The organism is Lysobacter antibioticus (assembly GCF_001442535.1).
GTDB lineage: Bacteria > Pseudomonadota > Gammaproteobacteria > Xanthomonadales > Xanthomonadaceae > Lysobacter > Lysobacter antibioticus.
This window is the reverse complement of the sequence record NZ_CP013141.1, coordinates 24794-40833: the sequence shown is the minus strand read 5'-3', so window position 1 is coordinate 40833 and position 16040 is coordinate 24794. Positions and strand designations below refer to the sequence as shown.

At 64.1% G+C, this 16040-nt stretch carries 12 protein-coding genes and 1 pseudogene; 8 read left to right on the top strand and 5 right to left on the bottom strand.

Features of this window, described 5'->3' with window-relative positions; translation table 11 throughout:
• Positions 1-326: 326 nt before the first annotated feature.
• Entirely contained in the window at positions 327-1541 is a 1215-nt protein-coding gene (locus GLA29479_RS00135; protein ID WP_057970404.1) for a S1 family peptidase, read from the top strand.
• A gap of 458 nt (positions 1542-1999) precedes the next feature.
• Positions 2000-3214 (top strand): S1 family peptidase, encoded by a 1215-nt coding sequence (locus GLA29479_RS00130; RefSeq protein WP_057970403.1) that lies wholly within the window; start codon positions 2000-2002, stop codon positions 3212-3214.
• A 401-nt stretch (positions 3215-3615) separates the two neighbouring features.
• On the opposite strand, the gene GLA29479_RS00125 is transcribed toward GLA29479_RS00130, so the two are convergent.
• The 3 genes from GLA29479_RS00125 to GLA29479_RS00115 form a co-directional block, all read right to left on the bottom strand.
• Positions 3616-5160, bottom strand: a complete 1545-nt coding sequence (locus GLA29479_RS00125) for a S1 family peptidase (protein WP_144436256.1) — start codon at positions 5158-5160, stop codon at positions 3616-3618.
• Positions 5161-5520: 360 nt separating this feature from the next.
• Positions 5521-8334, bottom strand: a complete 2814-nt coding sequence (locus GLA29479_RS00120) for a reprolysin-like metallopeptidase (RefSeq protein ID WP_169795585.1) — start codon at positions 8332-8334, stop codon at positions 5521-5523.
• Between the two features lie 773 nt (positions 8335-9107).
• On the bottom strand, positions 9108-9365 hold the full coding sequence (locus GLA29479_RS00115) for a Rossmann-fold NAD(P)-binding domain-containing protein (protein ID WP_211265018.1): 258 nt from the start codon (positions 9363-9365) through the stop codon (positions 9108-9110).
• 248 nt (positions 9366-9613) lie between these two features.
• Between GLA29479_RS00115 and GLA29479_RS26035 the strand changes: the two are divergent.
• Positions 9614-9811, top strand: a pseudogene (locus tag GLA29479_RS26035) (transposase); the annotation flags it as partial.
• 48 nt (positions 9812-9859) lie between these two features.
• Here the strand turns inward: GLA29479_RS26035 and GLA29479_RS25095 are convergent.
• Entirely contained in the window at positions 9860-10690 is an 831-nt protein-coding gene (locus tag GLA29479_RS25095) for a hypothetical protein (RefSeq protein ID WP_169795581.1), read from the bottom strand.
• Between the two features lie 318 nt (positions 10691-11008).
• On the opposite strand from GLA29479_RS25095, the gene GLA29479_RS00110 reads away from it, so the two are divergent.
• From GLA29479_RS00110 to GLA29479_RS00090, 5 genes are all read left to right on the top strand, one after another.
• The gene (locus GLA29479_RS00110) at positions 11009-11704 is read left to right on the top strand and encodes a transposase (protein WP_057970400.1); all 696 of its coding nucleotides are present in this window, start codon (positions 11009-11011) and stop codon (positions 11702-11704) included.
• Positions 11705-12153: 449 nt separating this feature from the next.
• The gene (locus GLA29479_RS00105; RefSeq protein WP_057970399.1) at positions 12154-12573 is read left to right on the top strand and encodes a nuclear transport factor 2 family protein; all 420 of its coding nucleotides are present in this window, start codon (positions 12154-12156) and stop codon (positions 12571-12573) included.
• A 233-nt stretch (positions 12574-12806) separates the two neighbouring features.
• The gene (locus GLA29479_RS24135; protein WP_144436255.1) at positions 12807-13511 is read left to right on the top strand and encodes a hypothetical protein; all 705 of its coding nucleotides are present in this window, start codon (positions 12807-12809) and stop codon (positions 13509-13511) included.
• A 93-nt stretch (positions 13512-13604) separates the two neighbouring features.
• Positions 13605-14288, top strand: a complete 684-nt coding sequence (locus GLA29479_RS00095) for a hypothetical protein (protein ID WP_144436254.1) — start codon at positions 13605-13607, stop codon at positions 14286-14288.
• 126 nt (positions 14289-14414) lie between these two features.
• The gene (locus GLA29479_RS00090; protein ID WP_057970396.1) at positions 14415-15116 is read left to right on the top strand and encodes a hypothetical protein; all 702 of its coding nucleotides are present in this window, start codon (positions 14415-14417) and stop codon (positions 15114-15116) included.
• Between the two features lie 223 nt (positions 15117-15339).
• Here the strand turns inward: GLA29479_RS00090 and GLA29479_RS00085 are convergent, their stop codons facing one another.
• Positions 15340-15984: a Rossmann-fold NAD(P)-binding domain-containing protein gene (locus GLA29479_RS00085; RefSeq protein ID WP_057970395.1), complete on the bottom strand. Its 645-nt coding sequence runs from the start codon at positions 15982-15984 to the stop codon at positions 15340-15342.
• Positions 15985-16040 lie beyond the last annotated feature (56 nt).

Sequence of the window (16040 nt, the reverse complement as noted above, 5' to 3'; positions counted from 1 at the left end):
GCAGCAAACGAACCATGCCTCGCAGCGTGGGTCGCGACTCACGTCGCTCCTACAGGAAGCTACTGGCTCCCTGATCGATTCCCACGCCAGCGCGGCGCAAGCCTCGCGGCGCCCTCCTCGTTCACGATTTTCATATTCGGCAACGGTCTTGACCGAGCCGAAACCAGGCAATCCGTCTCAATTTCGAGGTAGGGGTGCCGCGACGCGGCCCCGTTCTATTTCATGCGGCCCGGCTGAGCGCTCCATGCCTGCCACCCCCAGCGACCTGCCCCGGCCCCGCCGCCTCCGTTGTCCGCATCCCTTCTCTGTCTTAGGAGCTTTTGGATATGCGCAAGTTCAGTATGTCGGTCCTCGCTGCCACCGTAGCCATGACGATTTCCGGTGCGGCCCTCGCCGCCGACGACCTCGCCCCCGCGTTGAAGTCGGCCATGCAGCGCGACCTGGGATTGTCGGGCACGCAGCTCGCCCAGTACCTGAAAACCGAACGCCTCGCCGCTCAACAAGAAAAGACTCTGGAAAAGCAGCTCGGCCGCCACTTCGCCGGCGCCTGGCTCGAGCGCAAGGCCGACGGCTCGTTCGGCGTGGTCGCCGCCAGCACCTCGATCAAGGCCGCCAAGGCCGCGGCCGGCGTGGAAACCCGCCAGGCGCGTCATAGCCTGGCCGCGCTCAACGCCGCCAAGGGCCAACTCGACAGCCAGCTCGCGCGTAACGGCAAGGCCCCGAAGGGCGTGTACAGCTGGGCGGTGGACCTGCCGAGCAACAGCGTGACCGTGGGCGTGGCCCCGGGCGCGGAAGACGCCGGCGTCGACTTCGTCGCCCGCAGCGGCCTGGATGCGAGCACCGTGCGTTTCGAAACCCTGAGCGAAGCGCCGCAGCGCCGCATCGCCATCCAGGGCGGCCGCGGTTATCTGCGCGATCCGGGCGACGGCTACGTCTATGCCTGCTCGGTCGGTTTCCCGGTGACCAAGGGCACCACGCTCGGCTTCGCCACCGCCGGCCATTGCGGCGACACCGGCGAAGTCGTGTACCACGAAGTCTCGCAGTGGACCCCGGGCGTGCGCCTGGGTTCGTTCGCCGCCTCGAGCATGCCCGACGGCAACCAGACCGGCCCCGACCGCGGCTGGGTGCAGGTCGACAACACCCACACCCTGTCGGCCAGCGTCTACGGCTACGGCAGCGGCGACGTCAACGTGGCCGGCAGCACCGAAGCCGCCGTCGGCGCGGCCCTGTGCCGTTCCGGCCGCACCAGCGGCTGGCGTTGCGGCGCCATCCGCAGCAAGAACATGACCGTGTCCTACGTCGACGACGCCGGCAATCCGGACGGCACCGTGACCGGCCTCACCCAGACCACCGCCTGCGCCGAAGGCGGCGACTCCGGCGGCTCGTACATCACCGGCGCCGGCCAGGCCCAGGGCGTGTTGTCGGGCGGCAGCGGCAGCTGCAAGGGCCGCCAGGGCCGCACCGGCGGCGGCAACAGCTACTTCAGCCCGATCAATCCGATCCTCAGCACCTACGCCTTGACCTTGAAGACCACGCCGTAACCCATCGCGGTTGCCGTGCGGTCCGAGCGCCCCGGGTTTCCGGGGCGCTTTTTTTTGCCCGGCGTAATCGGCAGCTGTCGCTTCACCGGCGCGCACTGCAACGGAGCGATTGATTCGATGACGACTTGCGCTCGATGCATCGACGGCATGCCTCATCGCCATCGATCGACACGCACATCCGTGACGACGAAGAACGGAAGATCGCGAAAGATCAAATCAGCGATTACGCATCAAGCGAAAGAAATCCACTGTCACAACAAAGCGTGCGCAAACCGCTATTTCCAAGATGTTTTCGCGCTTTTTTGAAACACGCTTCCGGAACCAAAAAGGACGTCTCATTTTGCGTGTAGGGCAAACCGACGGCGGCACGTTCTAATCGCTGCGGTTCGACGAAGCGCATGCGATGCATCGGCCGCGAACCACGTTGCACACCCCCACTCGTCCATGGAGTTTCTGGAATGCGTAAGTTCAACCTCTCGATTATCGCTGCAGCTGCAACCCTGTTCGTGTCCGGCGCGGCCGTCGCCGCCGACGATCTCGCCCCCGCGCTGAAAACCGCCATGCAGCGCGACCTGCGGCTGTCCGGCCCGCAGCTGATCCAATACCTCAAGGCCGAGCGCCTGGCCGCGCAGCAGGAAAAAATCCTCGCCAAGCAACTCGGCCGCAACTTCGCCGGCACTTGGCTCGAGCGCAAGGCCGACGGTTCGTTCGGCGTGGTCGCCGCTAGCACCGCGATCAAGAGCGCGCCGGCCGCGGCCGGCGTCGAAACCCGTCGCGCCCGTCACAGCCTCGCCGCGCTCAACGCCGCCAAGGCGCAGCTCGACGGCCTGCTCAACCGCAGCGCCAAGGCGCCCAAGGGCGTGTACAGCTGGTCGGTCGACCTGCCCAGCAACACCGTCACCGTGGGCGTCGCCCCGGGCGCCGAAAACACCGGCGTCGACTTCGTCGCTCGCAGCGGTCTGGATGCGAGCGTGGTCCGCTTCGAAACCCTGAAGGACGCACCGCAGCGCCGCATCGCCATCCAGGGCGGCCGCGGCGTGCTGCGCGAAGTCGGCAACAACCGTATTTCGGCCTGCTCGATCGGCTTCTCGGTGACCAAGGGCAGCAGCGCCGGCTATGCCACCGCCGGCCATTGCGGCAACGTCGGCGACATCGTCTACAACGAAGTCTCCCTGTGGCAGCCTGGCGTACGCGTGGGCACGTTCGCTGCGTCCGTCATGCCCGACAACGATGCGCGCGGCCCCGACCGCGGTTGGGTGCGGGTCGACAACACCCATGTGCTGTCGGCCAGCGTCTACGGCTATGGCAACGGCGATGTCGCCGTGCGCGGCAGCACCGAAGCCGCCGTCGGCACCGCCGTGTGCCGTTCCGGCCGCACCACCGGCTGGCACTGCGGCGCCATCCGCAGCAAGAACGTCACCGTGTCCTATACCGACGACTACGGCAATCCGGACGGCACCGTCACCGGCCTGACCCGCACCACCGCCTGCGCCGAAGGCGGCGACTCCGGCGGTTCCTTCATCACCGCCGAAGGCCAAGGCCAGGGCGTGCTGTCGGGCGGCAGCGGCGACTGCGTCGGCGCCGCGGGCAATAACGGCGGCGGCAACAGCTACTTCACCCCGCTCAATTCCATCCTCAAGGCCTACACGCTGACCCTGCGCACCAGCCCGTAATCCATCGCGGTTGCGACTATGGGTCGAACGCCCCGGAGGTTTCCGGGGCGTTTTTTTATCTCTGCCGCCTCCCCCTGCAACCCCAGGAGTAGGAGCGGCGCAAGCCGCGACCGCGTAGCCACAGTCTCGCGTCGAACCTCGCAAGCATCCTGCGTTGGCCGGGTTGCAGGAGGATTCGGCGCGAGATGGATCCCCCGCGGTCGCGGCTTGCGCCGCTCCTACCCTTTGCAATATCGGTTTCATGGGGATCGACGCGAGGTCGGTGCTACGTTGTCGCGACTTGTGACCGAAGGAAATCCAGTAGGACGTCGCTCCTACAGGGGCATTCCGGGAGAACACGGTGTCGGCGAATACACGAACGACGGCCGGACAAGCCGGCCGTCGTTTGCCCCACGTTCCGATCAGGGCTCGATCGTGATCGTCGGCGGACCGCCGTCGCCGCGCGCCGTCGCCGCGCCGCTGGTCGCGGTCGTGGCAGTGCAAGTACTGGTGTGGTCGATCGCGTTGGTCGTCGCACCATCCGCGCCGATCAGGGTCGTGCGCCAGGAGAAGGTCGCGGTGGGCATCGAACCGGTGGTCGTGCACTTGAAGTTGAAGGTCAACGGCGAGGCGGTATTGCTGGTGTAGCTTCCGTTGTAGTCGTTGCAGGTCCAGCCGGAAGGACAGCTGATGATCCTGGTCTTGCGCTGCACCGTGAATTTCGGCACGCCCTTGTAGAACACCTGCGCCTGAAAGGCGACGTTGTGCGGCCCCGACACGTTCGGGATGCGGTCCAGGCTGAAGGCCTCCTTCAGCACCGACACGCCGAGCGCGGAGAAATGATCCACCGGCACGAAGTACAGGTCGTTATGGGTCGGCGTGCCCGGGCCGCCGCGTCCGTGGACGATGCCGTAGGCGGTGTTGGTGCCGAACACCGGCCCCCCGCTGTCTCCGACGTCGTTCATCACCTGGTTGCTGGCGTTGTGCACGCGGATGAAGGTCCCCACAGCCCCGTTGTACATCGCCTGCGCGTTCTTGTCGGCGACCTGGCCGCAGGTGTAGTTGGTGGTGATGCCGTTCTTGCAGGCCGTCGCGCCCAGCGGCAAGTTGGCCGAGGCCGTCACGCTGGTAATCTCCATCGTCGCCTGCGGTCCGCCGACCAGTTTGATCTCGTTGCTCTGCACCTGCGGCGTGCCGCCGGACTGCTTGTTCCACTGCAGGTCCAGCGAACCGCTGTTCTGCTCGCTCTTGAACGCCAAGGTCACATTCGGGCTGCCGATGTAAGTCAGCGCATTCTCGCAATGCCCCGCCGTAATCACCCCGAGTTCGCGCGTCGCGTTGACCACGTTGAAGCCGGTCGTGCAGCGCAGTGTCGCCCCGTCGACCCGACTGCCGCCGACGATCGCCGTGGGCGTCATCAGCGCCGGCACCTTGTGCAGCTTGATGTAGTCGGCCACCGCCATCAGCCCGGACAGGCGCTTGGACGCGATCGCGGTGTCGAGCACGAACAAATTGACCTGCGAGGTCTTCAGGTCCAGCCCCGACTCGAACGCGACACCCGACTGGCTCAACTGGGCCGCCAGTTCCTCCTGCGCCCCGCGCAGCAACTCCAGCGGCCGCGGCGCCAGTTGCGCCACGAACAGCGGGTCCTTGGTGTAGCGCGACAGCAATGCCTTCGGCGTCTTGGTGAACCGCACCACCACCCGGTACGTCGGCTGATGCTCGATGTACAGCCCGGCGAAGGTATCCGGCATCTCCCGCTGCAGCCGCTGCTCCAATTGGGCGATTTCCGGCACCTGCGCCGTGCGGCGCTTGGCTTCGGCCAGCGGCACCTTGAACTGCTGCGCATACGACACCGCGATCGGGTCGCCGCCGGCCGGCTGCGCGTTGAGGCCCAGCGAAAACAGCAAGCCGACGGCAAGCGCCGCCGGGGCGAGACGCGCGGAACGACGATATCCAAAATCCATGAGGTAACGCTCCTTTGGTTGACGACAGGCAGGCGCCTGTCGCCTCACTTATAGCGGCGGCGGCACGGACGAATCGGCGGGCACTGTCAAAAGTGACGTTGAACCTTCGGTGCCGAGCGAGCAAAACGGAACGGGCGTAGCGGTTTAACAGCGACCCCAGGGTAGGAGCGGCGCGAGCCGCGACCGCGGGGTTTCCATCTCGCGCCGAATCTCCGTGCAACCAAGTTCGCATGAGGATTCGGCGCGAGATTGCCGCAATGCGGTCGCGGCTCGCGCCGCTCCTACCCCTGCATGCGGCGCGTCCGGCAGCCCCACAAAAAACGCCGCCCGAAGGCGGCGTTTTTCGTTACCCGAACGCGCTTACTTGTTCTTCGGCACCAACACCGTATCCGAGTCGCTCACCTCGTTGCCCGAACCGTCCTGGACGGTGTAGGTCGCGGTGTACACGCGGCCGTCGCCGTTGCCGGCCCGCTCGCTGCGCAGGTCGAACTGCAGGTCGGGGGTGCCGATGGCGGCGTTCTGGATGTCGTTGACGGTGTCGCCGTCGGCATCGCCGTTGTCGGGCTCGTCGCTGGTCACGCTGGTCAGGGCGTAGCTCACGCCCGGGCAGTTGTCGCTGGCGACCACGCTGGCCCAGATCGGCACCATCTTGTGGTTCGGCGGCCACAGCTGGCTGGGGTCGAGGCTGACGTCGATCGTCGGCGGGGTGTCGTCGACGATCTGGGCCACGGCGCTGTCCTGGGTCGACAGGCCGCAGGCGTCCTGTGCGGTGACCTGGACGGTGAGCTGCGCCGGCGAACCGGTCAGGTCCGACACCACCACGCTGCCGTTCACGCTGACTTCGGTCGATGTGACCTGTTGGATGTTGATCGTCGGCGTGCCCAAGGTGAAGTTGTTCGCGGCCTTGATCAGGTCGACATCGACATCGCCGGCCAGCACGCCGCAGCTGTCGGTGGCCTGGGCGGTGAACTGCACGGTGAACTCGCACTGGCCGTCGACCGAACCGCCGGCCGTGTTAACCGCGACGCTCGGCGCGGTGTTGCTGACGCTCAGGTCCTGGTCGTTGATGTCGAAGAAGATGTTGCCGACCGATTGCAGCTTGATGCGGTTGTCCGCACCCGATGCGCAGGGCACCACGAACGACGAAGCCCCGTCGTTGGCGGTAGAACCGATCAGAGTGGTAGCGAAGTTCTGCCCGCCGTCGCTGGAGAACAAGGCACTGACCTGCGGCGCGATCGAGCCGCCGCCCACCACCCAGGTCAAGGGCACCGTGCAGCCGGCGCTCAGGCTGCCGCTGTTGGGCGCGGTGATGAAGAACGGATTGCCCACCACCTGGATGTGCATGCCGTCGTAGGCCACGCCACCGCCGCCCATGCGGTTGTCGCGCGCGATCAGGCGGAAGTTCATTTCGCGATCGACCTGCGGCAGGATTTCGCCGGCGCGGGTAACGCCGTCGAGCAGATCCTGCAGGTTCGGGATGATGCGCGAGCTGGACGCGCCCGGGGGCAGCGAGCGCACCAACGGGCCATCGCCGGGGTCGGTGTTGATCGGCCGCTGGGTCACCGCGCGGTCGTACTGCTCCCAGTTGTAGGTCAGCGCATCGGCGTCCGTCGCCGAGCCGCTGAGTTCGAACGGCGTTTGCCGCGGGATCGTGTAGTCCCCGCCTGCATTCACGTTGGGCGCGGAGTTTCCGGTGTTCACCAGGGTGCCGCAGGTGGAGCCGACGCCGACGAACACATTGGTGACGATCTCGTCGAAACTGCGCGAGTGGAAGTACGAGCCGGCGCCGATCGCTGAGGTGTCGACATCGTCGGTACCGCAGTTGCCGTTGTACGACATGCGGGTGGTGCCACTGCCCGGCTCGTAACCGCTCTCGCTATCACCGGCCAGGAACTCGTTCAAGGTGCAACTGCCGTCAGCGCCGGTGAAGGTGTGGCGTGCACCGAGTTGATGGCCGACCTCGTGCGCGAGCAGGCCGCTGGCGCTGTTGGCGCCGTTGTTGCCCATCTGCCCTGCCCCGCGGCCCTTGTGCAAGGTGTCGTTGGTGGTCTGGCAGACGACGTACCAAGCGCAACCGCTGGCGCCGTTGCCCGCGCGCGTGGCGAACAAGAAGCCCAGGTCGTAGTCGGCATCGGCCAGCACCACCTTGTTGTTGTCGCGATTGGCGTCGCGCAGGGTGCAGGGGCTTTGGGTGTTGTCGAAGGGGTCGGTGTCCGGGTCGCTGTAGATCACATCGTCGCTGACATCGGCCACCACCAGGCGCACGCTGACCTCGGGTTCCAGCACCGCATTGGCGCCGGCCAAGTCGGCGACGATCGACGACAACACGTCCGCCAAGCCGCCGCCCGCATCGCGGGCCTGATAGAACTCGCCGGTGGTCGAGGCCGCCAGCCGATAGATCCGCAACTGGGTGCCGGCCGAGACCTTGGCGTTCGCCTTGATCTGCGACACCAGCGCAGCGGAGAAGCGCGGCACCGGCGGCTCGTGATGGTGATCGTCGTCGCCTTGATGGAAATCATTGGCGCCGTCGGTGCGGTCCTGGTCGCGATAACTCAGGTAGACGCGGCCGCTCGCGGTTTCGACCGGTTCGACGCGCAGGATGCCGTCGTCGGTTTGCCCCGAAATGAACACACCGCGCGTGCCGACGGTGATGAAACCGGTGAAGCCTTCGCGTTCGTCCTCGAACACGTACGTCTTGATCTGCGGGAACTGCCCCGCCAGGTTGGAACCCATCAACTGGCTTTGCGCCAAGGCGATCTGCACGAACCCGCCGCTGGCGCGCGGTAGATAGATCTGCGTCTGCGGCGGGATCGGCCCGAAGGTTTCGCGCGGCGTGCCGCGCAAGCGCGCTTCGAGCATCATCGCGTCGAGCGTCAGCGGCACATAGCCGGTGGGCGCGGGAAAGCGCTCGGGCAATTGCACCGCCGGCAAGGTTTGCCACATGCCATCGGGCGAGGCGCCGCCGTTCACCAGCATGGCCGCCGCGGCGATAGGATTCGGCGCGGACGCCGCACCCGCCGCGCCTTGCGACGCCTGCGAAGCGTCTTGCGGCGTGTCGAAGAAGGAAGGCGCCGAGATCCGGCTCGCGAACGCGAGCGCGGCCAAACCCAAGGCGAACAGAGAGACAGCGGCCCACCGCTTGGGGCCGCGCCGGAACGTCGAATGGGTAGTCATGACACAGGTCCTGGTCATTAGGGGATGCCCGCATAGCCCCCAGGGGCAGTCCAAGCGCTACACCGGCATGGGGGACAACGCGGGCGCAGCGCGGTGTCGGACAGGGATGAGACGTGCGGAGCCCAGGCCGCCCTATTCAGGCGACGGGCGGTCGGTTTGTTTCGGAATAGTGGCTGAGCCGTCGCGGGGAAACCGGTCGATAGGCAAGCGACCGACGTTCGCCCCGACGCAATAAGACAGAACGACGTCGCTCCCTACTGCTCCACACCCAATAACAGCGTGCCCGGGCAACGACCGATACCGCAGACGGTCGAGGTGCTCACTCAACGAGGCCTAGTCCGTTCAGCCCTCTGTTCTACGTTGATAGCAAATGCCGTCCTTAACTCCAAACATTACGTCTGACGGCGCTGGCACTCACGAACAGCGGACCACTAGCACGGCCGCATAACAACGGCCCTGCTCACAAAAGGAGTGATCTATGCCTACGTACTGCGTCAACAAGAATGCTCAATCGAATGGCGACCATGAGGTGCATGACCTAACCCCTGGTACATGCACCCGTTTGCCCGACTATTCCAACCGACTCAACTTGGGTCATCACGCGAATTGCCAATCAGCCGTTCGTAAAGCAAAGGAGACCTACCGACAGTCCAATGGATGCTATCGCTGTTGTCCTACTTGCCACACAAGCTGAAACGACTGAAAGAGGGGGCCACTTCGTTCCCAACAAAAGCCCCTTTTCTTGGATCTCGCCCCATTCTTCAATGGCGGACCTAAGGCACTTCAGGCCGCATCGCGCCGGACAACAGGACCGTCTTGCCCTTGGCTGACGGCACCGCGGACAGCAGAGCCGAGGCGACTGCCGACGCGTCGATGGGTTTGTAGTTCGCGGGGATCAGGAACCCCACCACCTTGCTGAGTGCGGACCCCAGCACCTCACCCTGCCGCGTCGGTTGCCCGAGCACCTCGCGGTCACCGACCAACAGCGACGGGCGGGCGAAGACCATGCCCTCGAACGGCATCTTCGCCAAGACGTCTCCAGCTCGCCCTTCACCCGGTAAAAGGGGTCAGGTTCATTTCTGACCGGCCTGTAAGCGATTCCCCGATGATCGTCAGGCACCGTGCTCGGTAGGTTGGTAACAACCCGCATGGAGCGTATCGGATGACCCGACTGTCCCGCGTCGATCTACCCGGTGTCGCCCGGCACATCATTCAACGCGGCAACGACCGCCAACCCTGCTTTGCCTAGCCCGGCGATTATGGCCGCTACCTCAACGAACTGGCGAGCGCCGCGCTTCGCCATGGCTGCGATGTGCATGCGTACGTACTCATGACCAACCACGTCCATCTGTTGGTCACGCCAGGGGCAGCGTCGGGAATGATGCAAGCCATCGGCCGACGCTATGTCGCGTGCTTCAACGCCCGCTACCGTCGCAGCGGGACGCTATGGGAGGGGCGATTCAAGTCCGCCCTGATCGACAGCGTCTCGAAACACAGAGCGCCCCGGGGTTCCGGGGCGTTTTTTTTATCGAATAGATTTCTTCCCCGCAGGTGGCGGCAATTCAATCGATTCGGCACTCAAAGGACAAGCTCTGCGCACATAGCGCGGCCCCTGATCGGTTATACGTCCAACAATTACAATCTCATCATTAACACGTACAACTCGATCATCCCGATCCGTCGCACATGCCGGATCGTAATGCATGTCCAGAAACAGCGCGCTGTATCCGGCAAGGCCTCTGACCCCTGACGTAATGGGAGGACTAGCAACGAATGAGGCCAGACTGGCCACAACGACCACTCCCACTAATCGTGCCAGTGGCATAAGCACGTCCGAGTCGCGAATACGTCCCCGGCTGAGAGCGTGCTTGCCTAACCAGCCAAAGAGAAGAAACGGCGTGGAGATCAACGTGAAGATCATCACAAGCACAGCTAACACTGGCACAAACGATAGCGGTGCCAGCAAGGCGATTGAAGCTTTAAAATGAGCCGGATCTTGACCTGTGGCTTCGTTCACGGTCAACGCACTCGCTCCACTTGCAACCGCTGCAGCCATGACACCAAGAACAGCTACCGCCCACTTCACGAACGGAAGATCCAGCTTCGCCACAATCCATCGGTAAGCTTCCAACACAAACGCTATTCCGAAGACCGTCACTGCGATTCCAAACACCACTTCCGCAGGAAAACTTTTCGGATCAACGTAAGCTAGACAAAACCAAACAACAACAAGCATTGCACCAGCAAAATAAAGTTGGACGACATCTTTCAGGCTGTTCCACCACTGCCCGCCTCGCTCCAACGCTGCCCCAGCTCTCCTTGGGATGACACTTGCCATCGAAATGCCCTCAGCCATATGTATTCCTGATGTTATTGGACGCTGTCTCATAGCTTGAGATGGTCACATACGGCCCAGCAACACGCTCATGATAATTTCAATGACGGGAGCGCCGTAAAGCCGTTGCACTCTCAACACTCGGCGTCTCTCGTCCTTTGGCGAGTACGGATCATTCCCGCAACTGTCGCTGTCCTGGATATTGCCGTCCTGTCCATGATTGGCCCATTCCACGGTAAAAGGGTCAAGTTCATTTCTGACCGGTCTGTAAGCGATTCCCCGATGATCGGCAGGCACCGTGCTCGGTAGGTTGGTAACTACCCGCATGGAGCGTAACGGATGACCCGACTGCCCCGCCTCGATCTACCCGGTGTCGCCCGGCACATCGTTCAACGCGGCAACGACCGCCAACCCTGCTTTGCCCAGCCCAGCGATTATGGCCACTACCTCAACGAACTGGCGAGCGCTGCGCTCCGCCATGGCTGCCATGTGCATGCGTACGTACTCATGACCAACCACGTCCATCTGTTGGTCACGCCTCACGAACCAGGGGCAGCGTCGCGAATGATGCAAGCCATCTGCCGACGCTATGTCGCGTGCTTCAACGCCCGCTACCGTCGCAGCGGGACGCTATGGGAGGGGCGATTCAAGTCCGCCCTGATCGACAGCGCCTCGTATGCCCTGGCCTGCTATCGCTACATCGAACTTAACCCAGTCCGCGCCGGCATGATCGCCGAGCCCGCGGACTACCCGTGGTCGAGCTACCGACACAACGCCTTGGGCGTATTCGATCCCATCAGGCCACACGCGGAATTCCTGAAGCTGGGAGCATCCGACGCCGAACGCCGTCGTGCCTACCGCGTGCTCGTCGCCGACGGATTGGGTCAGGAAGACATCGACGCCCTGCGACGCCACACCCAACAGCAACGCGCTTGGGGCAATGACCGCTTTCGTGAGCAGATCGAAGCCTTCACCCACCGAGCTGCGGGTGTCAGACCGCGAGGGCGCCCAAGATCGTCCTCATTGGATAAATGAACCTGCCCCCTTTTCCTGACACAGGTCCTGGTCATTAGGGGATGCCGGCTGGCCCGGGGGCAGTCCAGGCTCGATGGTCGGCATGAGGGACAACGCGGGCGCAACGCGGTGTCGGACAGCTTCTGGGGCGCAGTCGATCCGCGCCGCCTGTTCAGGCGATGAAAGGCAGCTATTCATGGCCGTCGCTCACAACCGATCCACTGGACCATGCCGATCGTATCGAGGCCTCTGCCTCGACGGCCGAGGCGAGTGGCACCGGAAGAACCGCCTGAATGGCCGTTGCGTCGTGGCCGTAGGGGCGACAAGGTGGCGCCGATCGGCCGCCTGTCCCGCGTCGCCGCGGCGCCCATCGGCCATCGAGCGGCCACGCGGCATCGCGCACCGTGCGCGACGGACGACCCGCCGATCACGCCCCTTCCGTATTCGCTTCCAGCCTACCCGGAGCCGCCATGAAGCTTGCCGTTCTGCTTGCCCTGTTGACCGCACCGGCGTTTGCGACGGACCTTCCGCCCGACCTCGCCGAAGCGGTCGCCGCCTACGACCGCGCTCAGATCCGCAACGACACCGACGCCCTCACCCAACTGGTCGAAGACGACTACGTGCTGGTCAACTCCAACGCCTCCGTCGAGAACAAACAGCAGTTCCTCGCCGACTTCCATCTGCCGGGATTCAAGATCGAACCTTACGTATTGCAGGAGCGGGTACAGAAGGTCTGGGGCGACGGCGCCGTAATCGGCGGCCTGCTGCATCTGAGCTGGACCCAGGATGGCCGGCATCAGACCCGCAAGTTGCGGGTGTCGTATGTCTGGGCCAAACGCAACGGCCGCTGGCGTGCTACCTATGGCCAGGTCACCCGCGTCCCTGAGTGACCTGCGATCGCACGAATAGACCTTGGCCGCGCCGTGCTCGCCGCATCGCCAACCATGGAGCAGCTCAGAGGGTAGGAGCGGCGCAAGCCGCGACCGCGCGGGGTCAACGCGCGCCGTCACTATCAGGGCCTCGTCCAAACTTCCGACAAATCCAAACGCTTGCGCAACTCTCTGTTGCGCTTGCAACCCGGCCCGGCTTCGAGAACGCTAGCTGCCTCTCCGCGGAACCGGCCATGGCCCTGCTCAACTCCCAGATTCGGCTCGACACCCGCACAGTCGGTTGCGCGACCCTGAGCGTGTTCCTCGTCGCCTGCAGTCCCGCTTCGGATATCTCGGCCGCGCCGTCTTCTGCCTCTTATACCGGCGAAGCCCCGCCCGCGGCAGCATCCCATTCGGCTTCAGGACACCAGCGCCCTACCCGCATATCGACACTAGGGATTTACCCGGTTTCACCCCACCTAAGCGCTCAGCAAGTCGAGTCGATCGTCTTCGACTTGATCGGCAATATCCGCAGCAAGGCCGACCTGACCGAAGTGCGCATCGAAGCGCTGACCGGGCTACGTCTGCATCGCTTGGACAGCCGTAACGCGGCCTACGCCAAAGGTACGACCAGCGAAGGATGGCGATTCGCCATCGGCATCGAGCGATTCGCGGTCGACGACGCCAGGCTCGAAATTGCGACGCTGCCCAAGAAGCAAAGCGACAGTAGCGGCCCTCTTACCTGCACGCTGCCCTTCGACAAGTTCCGAAATAAACTGGATGCCGCCAATTTCCGCAGCGACAGCTCGACCGGAGTACACGGCAAGGCGTCGAACTGGCGTTTCTCGAAGAATGGGCAAGTGGTGCATATCGACCTCTACGTGACCAAACCACTCGATCGCGATGGCATCGAGTGCATCGAGCACATTTCGGTCGTGATCGACAACGCCGAGAACTAACCCCACAAACCCGAGTCATTGCGCAACTCCCAGTTGCTCTTGCAACCCGACGCCAGTTCCATGACCCTAGCGGCATCTTTTCAGAACCGGTCCATGGCCCGACTCATCGCCCAGATCCCTTTCGACACACGAACACTCGGCAGCGCGATCTTGTGTTTGGGTCTGGTCGCCTGCGGCTCTCCAGCGAAGGTTCCAGCCACCACACCGCAGACCGATCGATCTGATCAACCGGCATCGCTTCCCAGCCCCAGGGCTCAGTCTGTGAAAGACACAGCCAATGCGACAACCTTAGCGCCCAAGCTGAGTCGTGCAGAGTTCGAAGAAAAGTTGTTCGCGTTGATCCACGGCATCCAAGGCCCAGCCGACCTGAGCAAGGCACGGGTCGAAGAGCTGACGCACGTCGCACTGGGCGCTTCCGAAATCGACGGCATCTGGTCGACTCAGGGAAGCCTGAATTCCGGCTCGGCTTACTCGTTCGATTTCAGCCAGTACGCCAGCGACGACAAGCGGGTGGGCATCGACCTACCGGATGAAAAGCACTACGACCCGCAACGACGTCGGCCGTGCGCATTGGCCCTGGCCAGCCTGCACGGCAAGCTGAAGACCATGGGCTACCAGGACAGCGAATTCCCGGGGCCTCACAACAGGCCACAAGCCTGGCAGTACTGGAAAGGCAGGCAATCGCTGCTGGTGGATTACACCTACCAGGCAGCACCCGAAGACGATCAGGCTGCATGCGTGTACGCCGTCACGATCGAGATGATCATCGAGGACTGAACACTGCCATGGGCCGGTACGACTCGCTGTTCCACCAGTTCGAAATAAATAGCGCCGCCAAGCAGCCACTTCAGCTTATCGCCATGACCATCGCTATCCCCGCGACTATCCCGAATGAACCATAGCGTGAACCGCAACTACCTCTCCGCCGCAGCCGCCGTCATCGCGGCACTGAGCCTGACCGCCTGCCAGCAAAGCAACGCCGACCACGAACCGTGGTTGCGCACACCGGCCCGCATCGAAACGCCTACGTCCGCAGAGCCTAACGCCCTACTCGCGGTCGCCACCGTATTCGCCAGCGACCAAGGCCGCGACTGGAAGGCTTATGCCGCCCTGCCCCAGATCGCATGGACCGACCCCGCACCGACCGAGCAAGGCCCCGGCGTCTATTTCCGCCAGGGCACGGTTCTGCTGCGAGGCTTCACCGTCGAAGACGTCCCCAACGGCGTCCCGGGAATGGAGCACGGCACCGTGCGGCGCAACGAGGGTCAGTCCACCCTGACCCTGATCGGCTCGCAGACCGAGGTCAGCTCCGTCGCGATCAGCAAGCCGTTCTACTCCGACGACTACGCGGCCATTTTGCGCAACCAGTTCGGTACCACCGCCCAGCTTGTCACGATGGCCGATCAATGCGCCCCGGCTCCGTTCGACGAAGGCGCCGGCCCTGGGGCGTTCTTCAAAGTCTCGATTCCCGGTCGCGACATCGTGTATGCGCGGGCCAGCCAACAAGATGGCGGCAAGTACACCGCAGGGTTTACGGTCTTTGAGCTGACGCGGACCCATCCATCGCGGGCTATGGCAGAGCTAGGCTGCCAGCAGCCCAGGTAACAGCCGCTCACCGACACCCTTGATTGACACGCAACGCAGCAGCAACCGCCTACGCAGCCTAGCGCACCCTCCACGGTGTCAATCCAGTGGAGAACCAATAGAAATCTGCGATGGAGCAGCCAAGCGGCACCGACACAAATGGTCGATTACGGCGGAACGCCGCCGGCGCACAAAGCGGCTCCGCCCGAGGTCTTTGATGGCGAACTCACGGCTGCCGATGCGCCTAGCGACGCATCGCGCCGGACAGCAGGACTGCCCGGCCTTGGGCCGACGGCACCGCAGAAAGCAGAGCCGAGGCCACCGCCGACGCATCGATGGGCTTGTAGTTCGCGGGGATCAGGAACCCCACCACCTTGCTGAGTGCGGACCCCAGCACCTCGCCCTGCCGTGTCGGTTGTCCGAGCACCTCGCGGTCTCCAACCAACAGTGATGGGCGGGCGAAGACCATGCCCTCGAACGGCATCTTCGCCAGGGCGTCTTCCAGCTCGCCCTTCACCCGGCTGTAGAAGACCTTCGAGTTGGAATCGGCGCCCATCGCGCTGACCAGCCCGACCTGCCTGACGCCTACGGCCAAGGCCGCCGTCGCCACCGCCAGGTTAGCGTCGTAGTCGACGGCACGAAACGCCGCCTGGCTGCCGGCGACCTTGATCGTCGTGCCCAGCGCCAGATACAGCTCATCCGCGAGCGGCAGCGCAGGCAATGCGGCAAAGTCGACGACGTGCGCCGTCAGCTTGGGATGCGGCTCCGCCGGCATCCTGCGGCCGAGGCTGTGCACCGCGGTGACGCTCGGGTCGGCCAGCAGCCCGGCCAGAATCTCCCTGCCTACCAGACCGGTTGCGCCTGCGAGGATGACGGTGCGGCTTGGCATAGCGAACTCCCATCGAGCGAGCTGGGATTCTGCTCAGGTCTCGGCTTGGTCGTCCA

Excerpts from the sequence above, each read along its gene's own strand:
- GLA29479_RS00120 (WP_169795585.1), bottom strand. The coding sequence starts at position 8,334 with ATGACTACCCATTCGACGTTCCGGCGCGGCCCCAAGCGGTGGGCCGCT.
- GLA29479_RS00130 (WP_057970403.1), top strand. The coding sequence starts at position 2,000 with ATGCGTAAGTTCAACCTCTCGATTATCGCTGCAGCTGCAACCCTGTTC.
- GLA29479_RS24135 (WP_144436255.1), top strand. The coding sequence starts at position 12,807 with ATGGCCCTGCTCAACTCCCAGATTCGGCTCGACACCCGCACAGTCGGT.
- GLA29479_RS00105 (WP_057970399.1), top strand. The coding sequence starts at position 12,154 with ATGAAGCTTGCCGTTCTGCTTGCCCTGTTGACCGCACCGGCGTTTGCG.
- GLA29479_RS00095 (WP_144436254.1), top strand. The coding sequence starts at position 13,605 with ATGGCCCGACTCATCGCCCAGATCCCTTTCGACACACGAACACTCGGC.
- GLA29479_RS00110 (WP_057970400.1), top strand. The coding sequence starts at position 11,009 with ATGACCCGACTGCCCCGCCTCGATCTACCCGGTGTCGCCCGGCACATC.
- GLA29479_RS00135 (WP_057970404.1), top strand. The coding sequence starts at position 327 with ATGCGCAAGTTCAGTATGTCGGTCCTCGCTGCCACCGTAGCCATGACG.
- GLA29479_RS00125 (WP_144436256.1), bottom strand. The coding sequence starts at position 5,160 with ATGGATTTTGGATATCGTCGTTCCGCGCGTCTCGCCCCGGCGGCGCTT.
- GLA29479_RS00085 (WP_057970395.1), bottom strand. The coding sequence starts at position 15,984 with ATGCCAAGCCGCACCGTCATCCTCGCAGGCGCAACCGGTCTGGTAGGC.
- GLA29479_RS25095 (WP_169795581.1), bottom strand. The coding sequence starts at position 10,690 with ATGGCTGAGGGCATTTCGATGGCAAGTGTCATCCCAAGGAGAGCTGGG.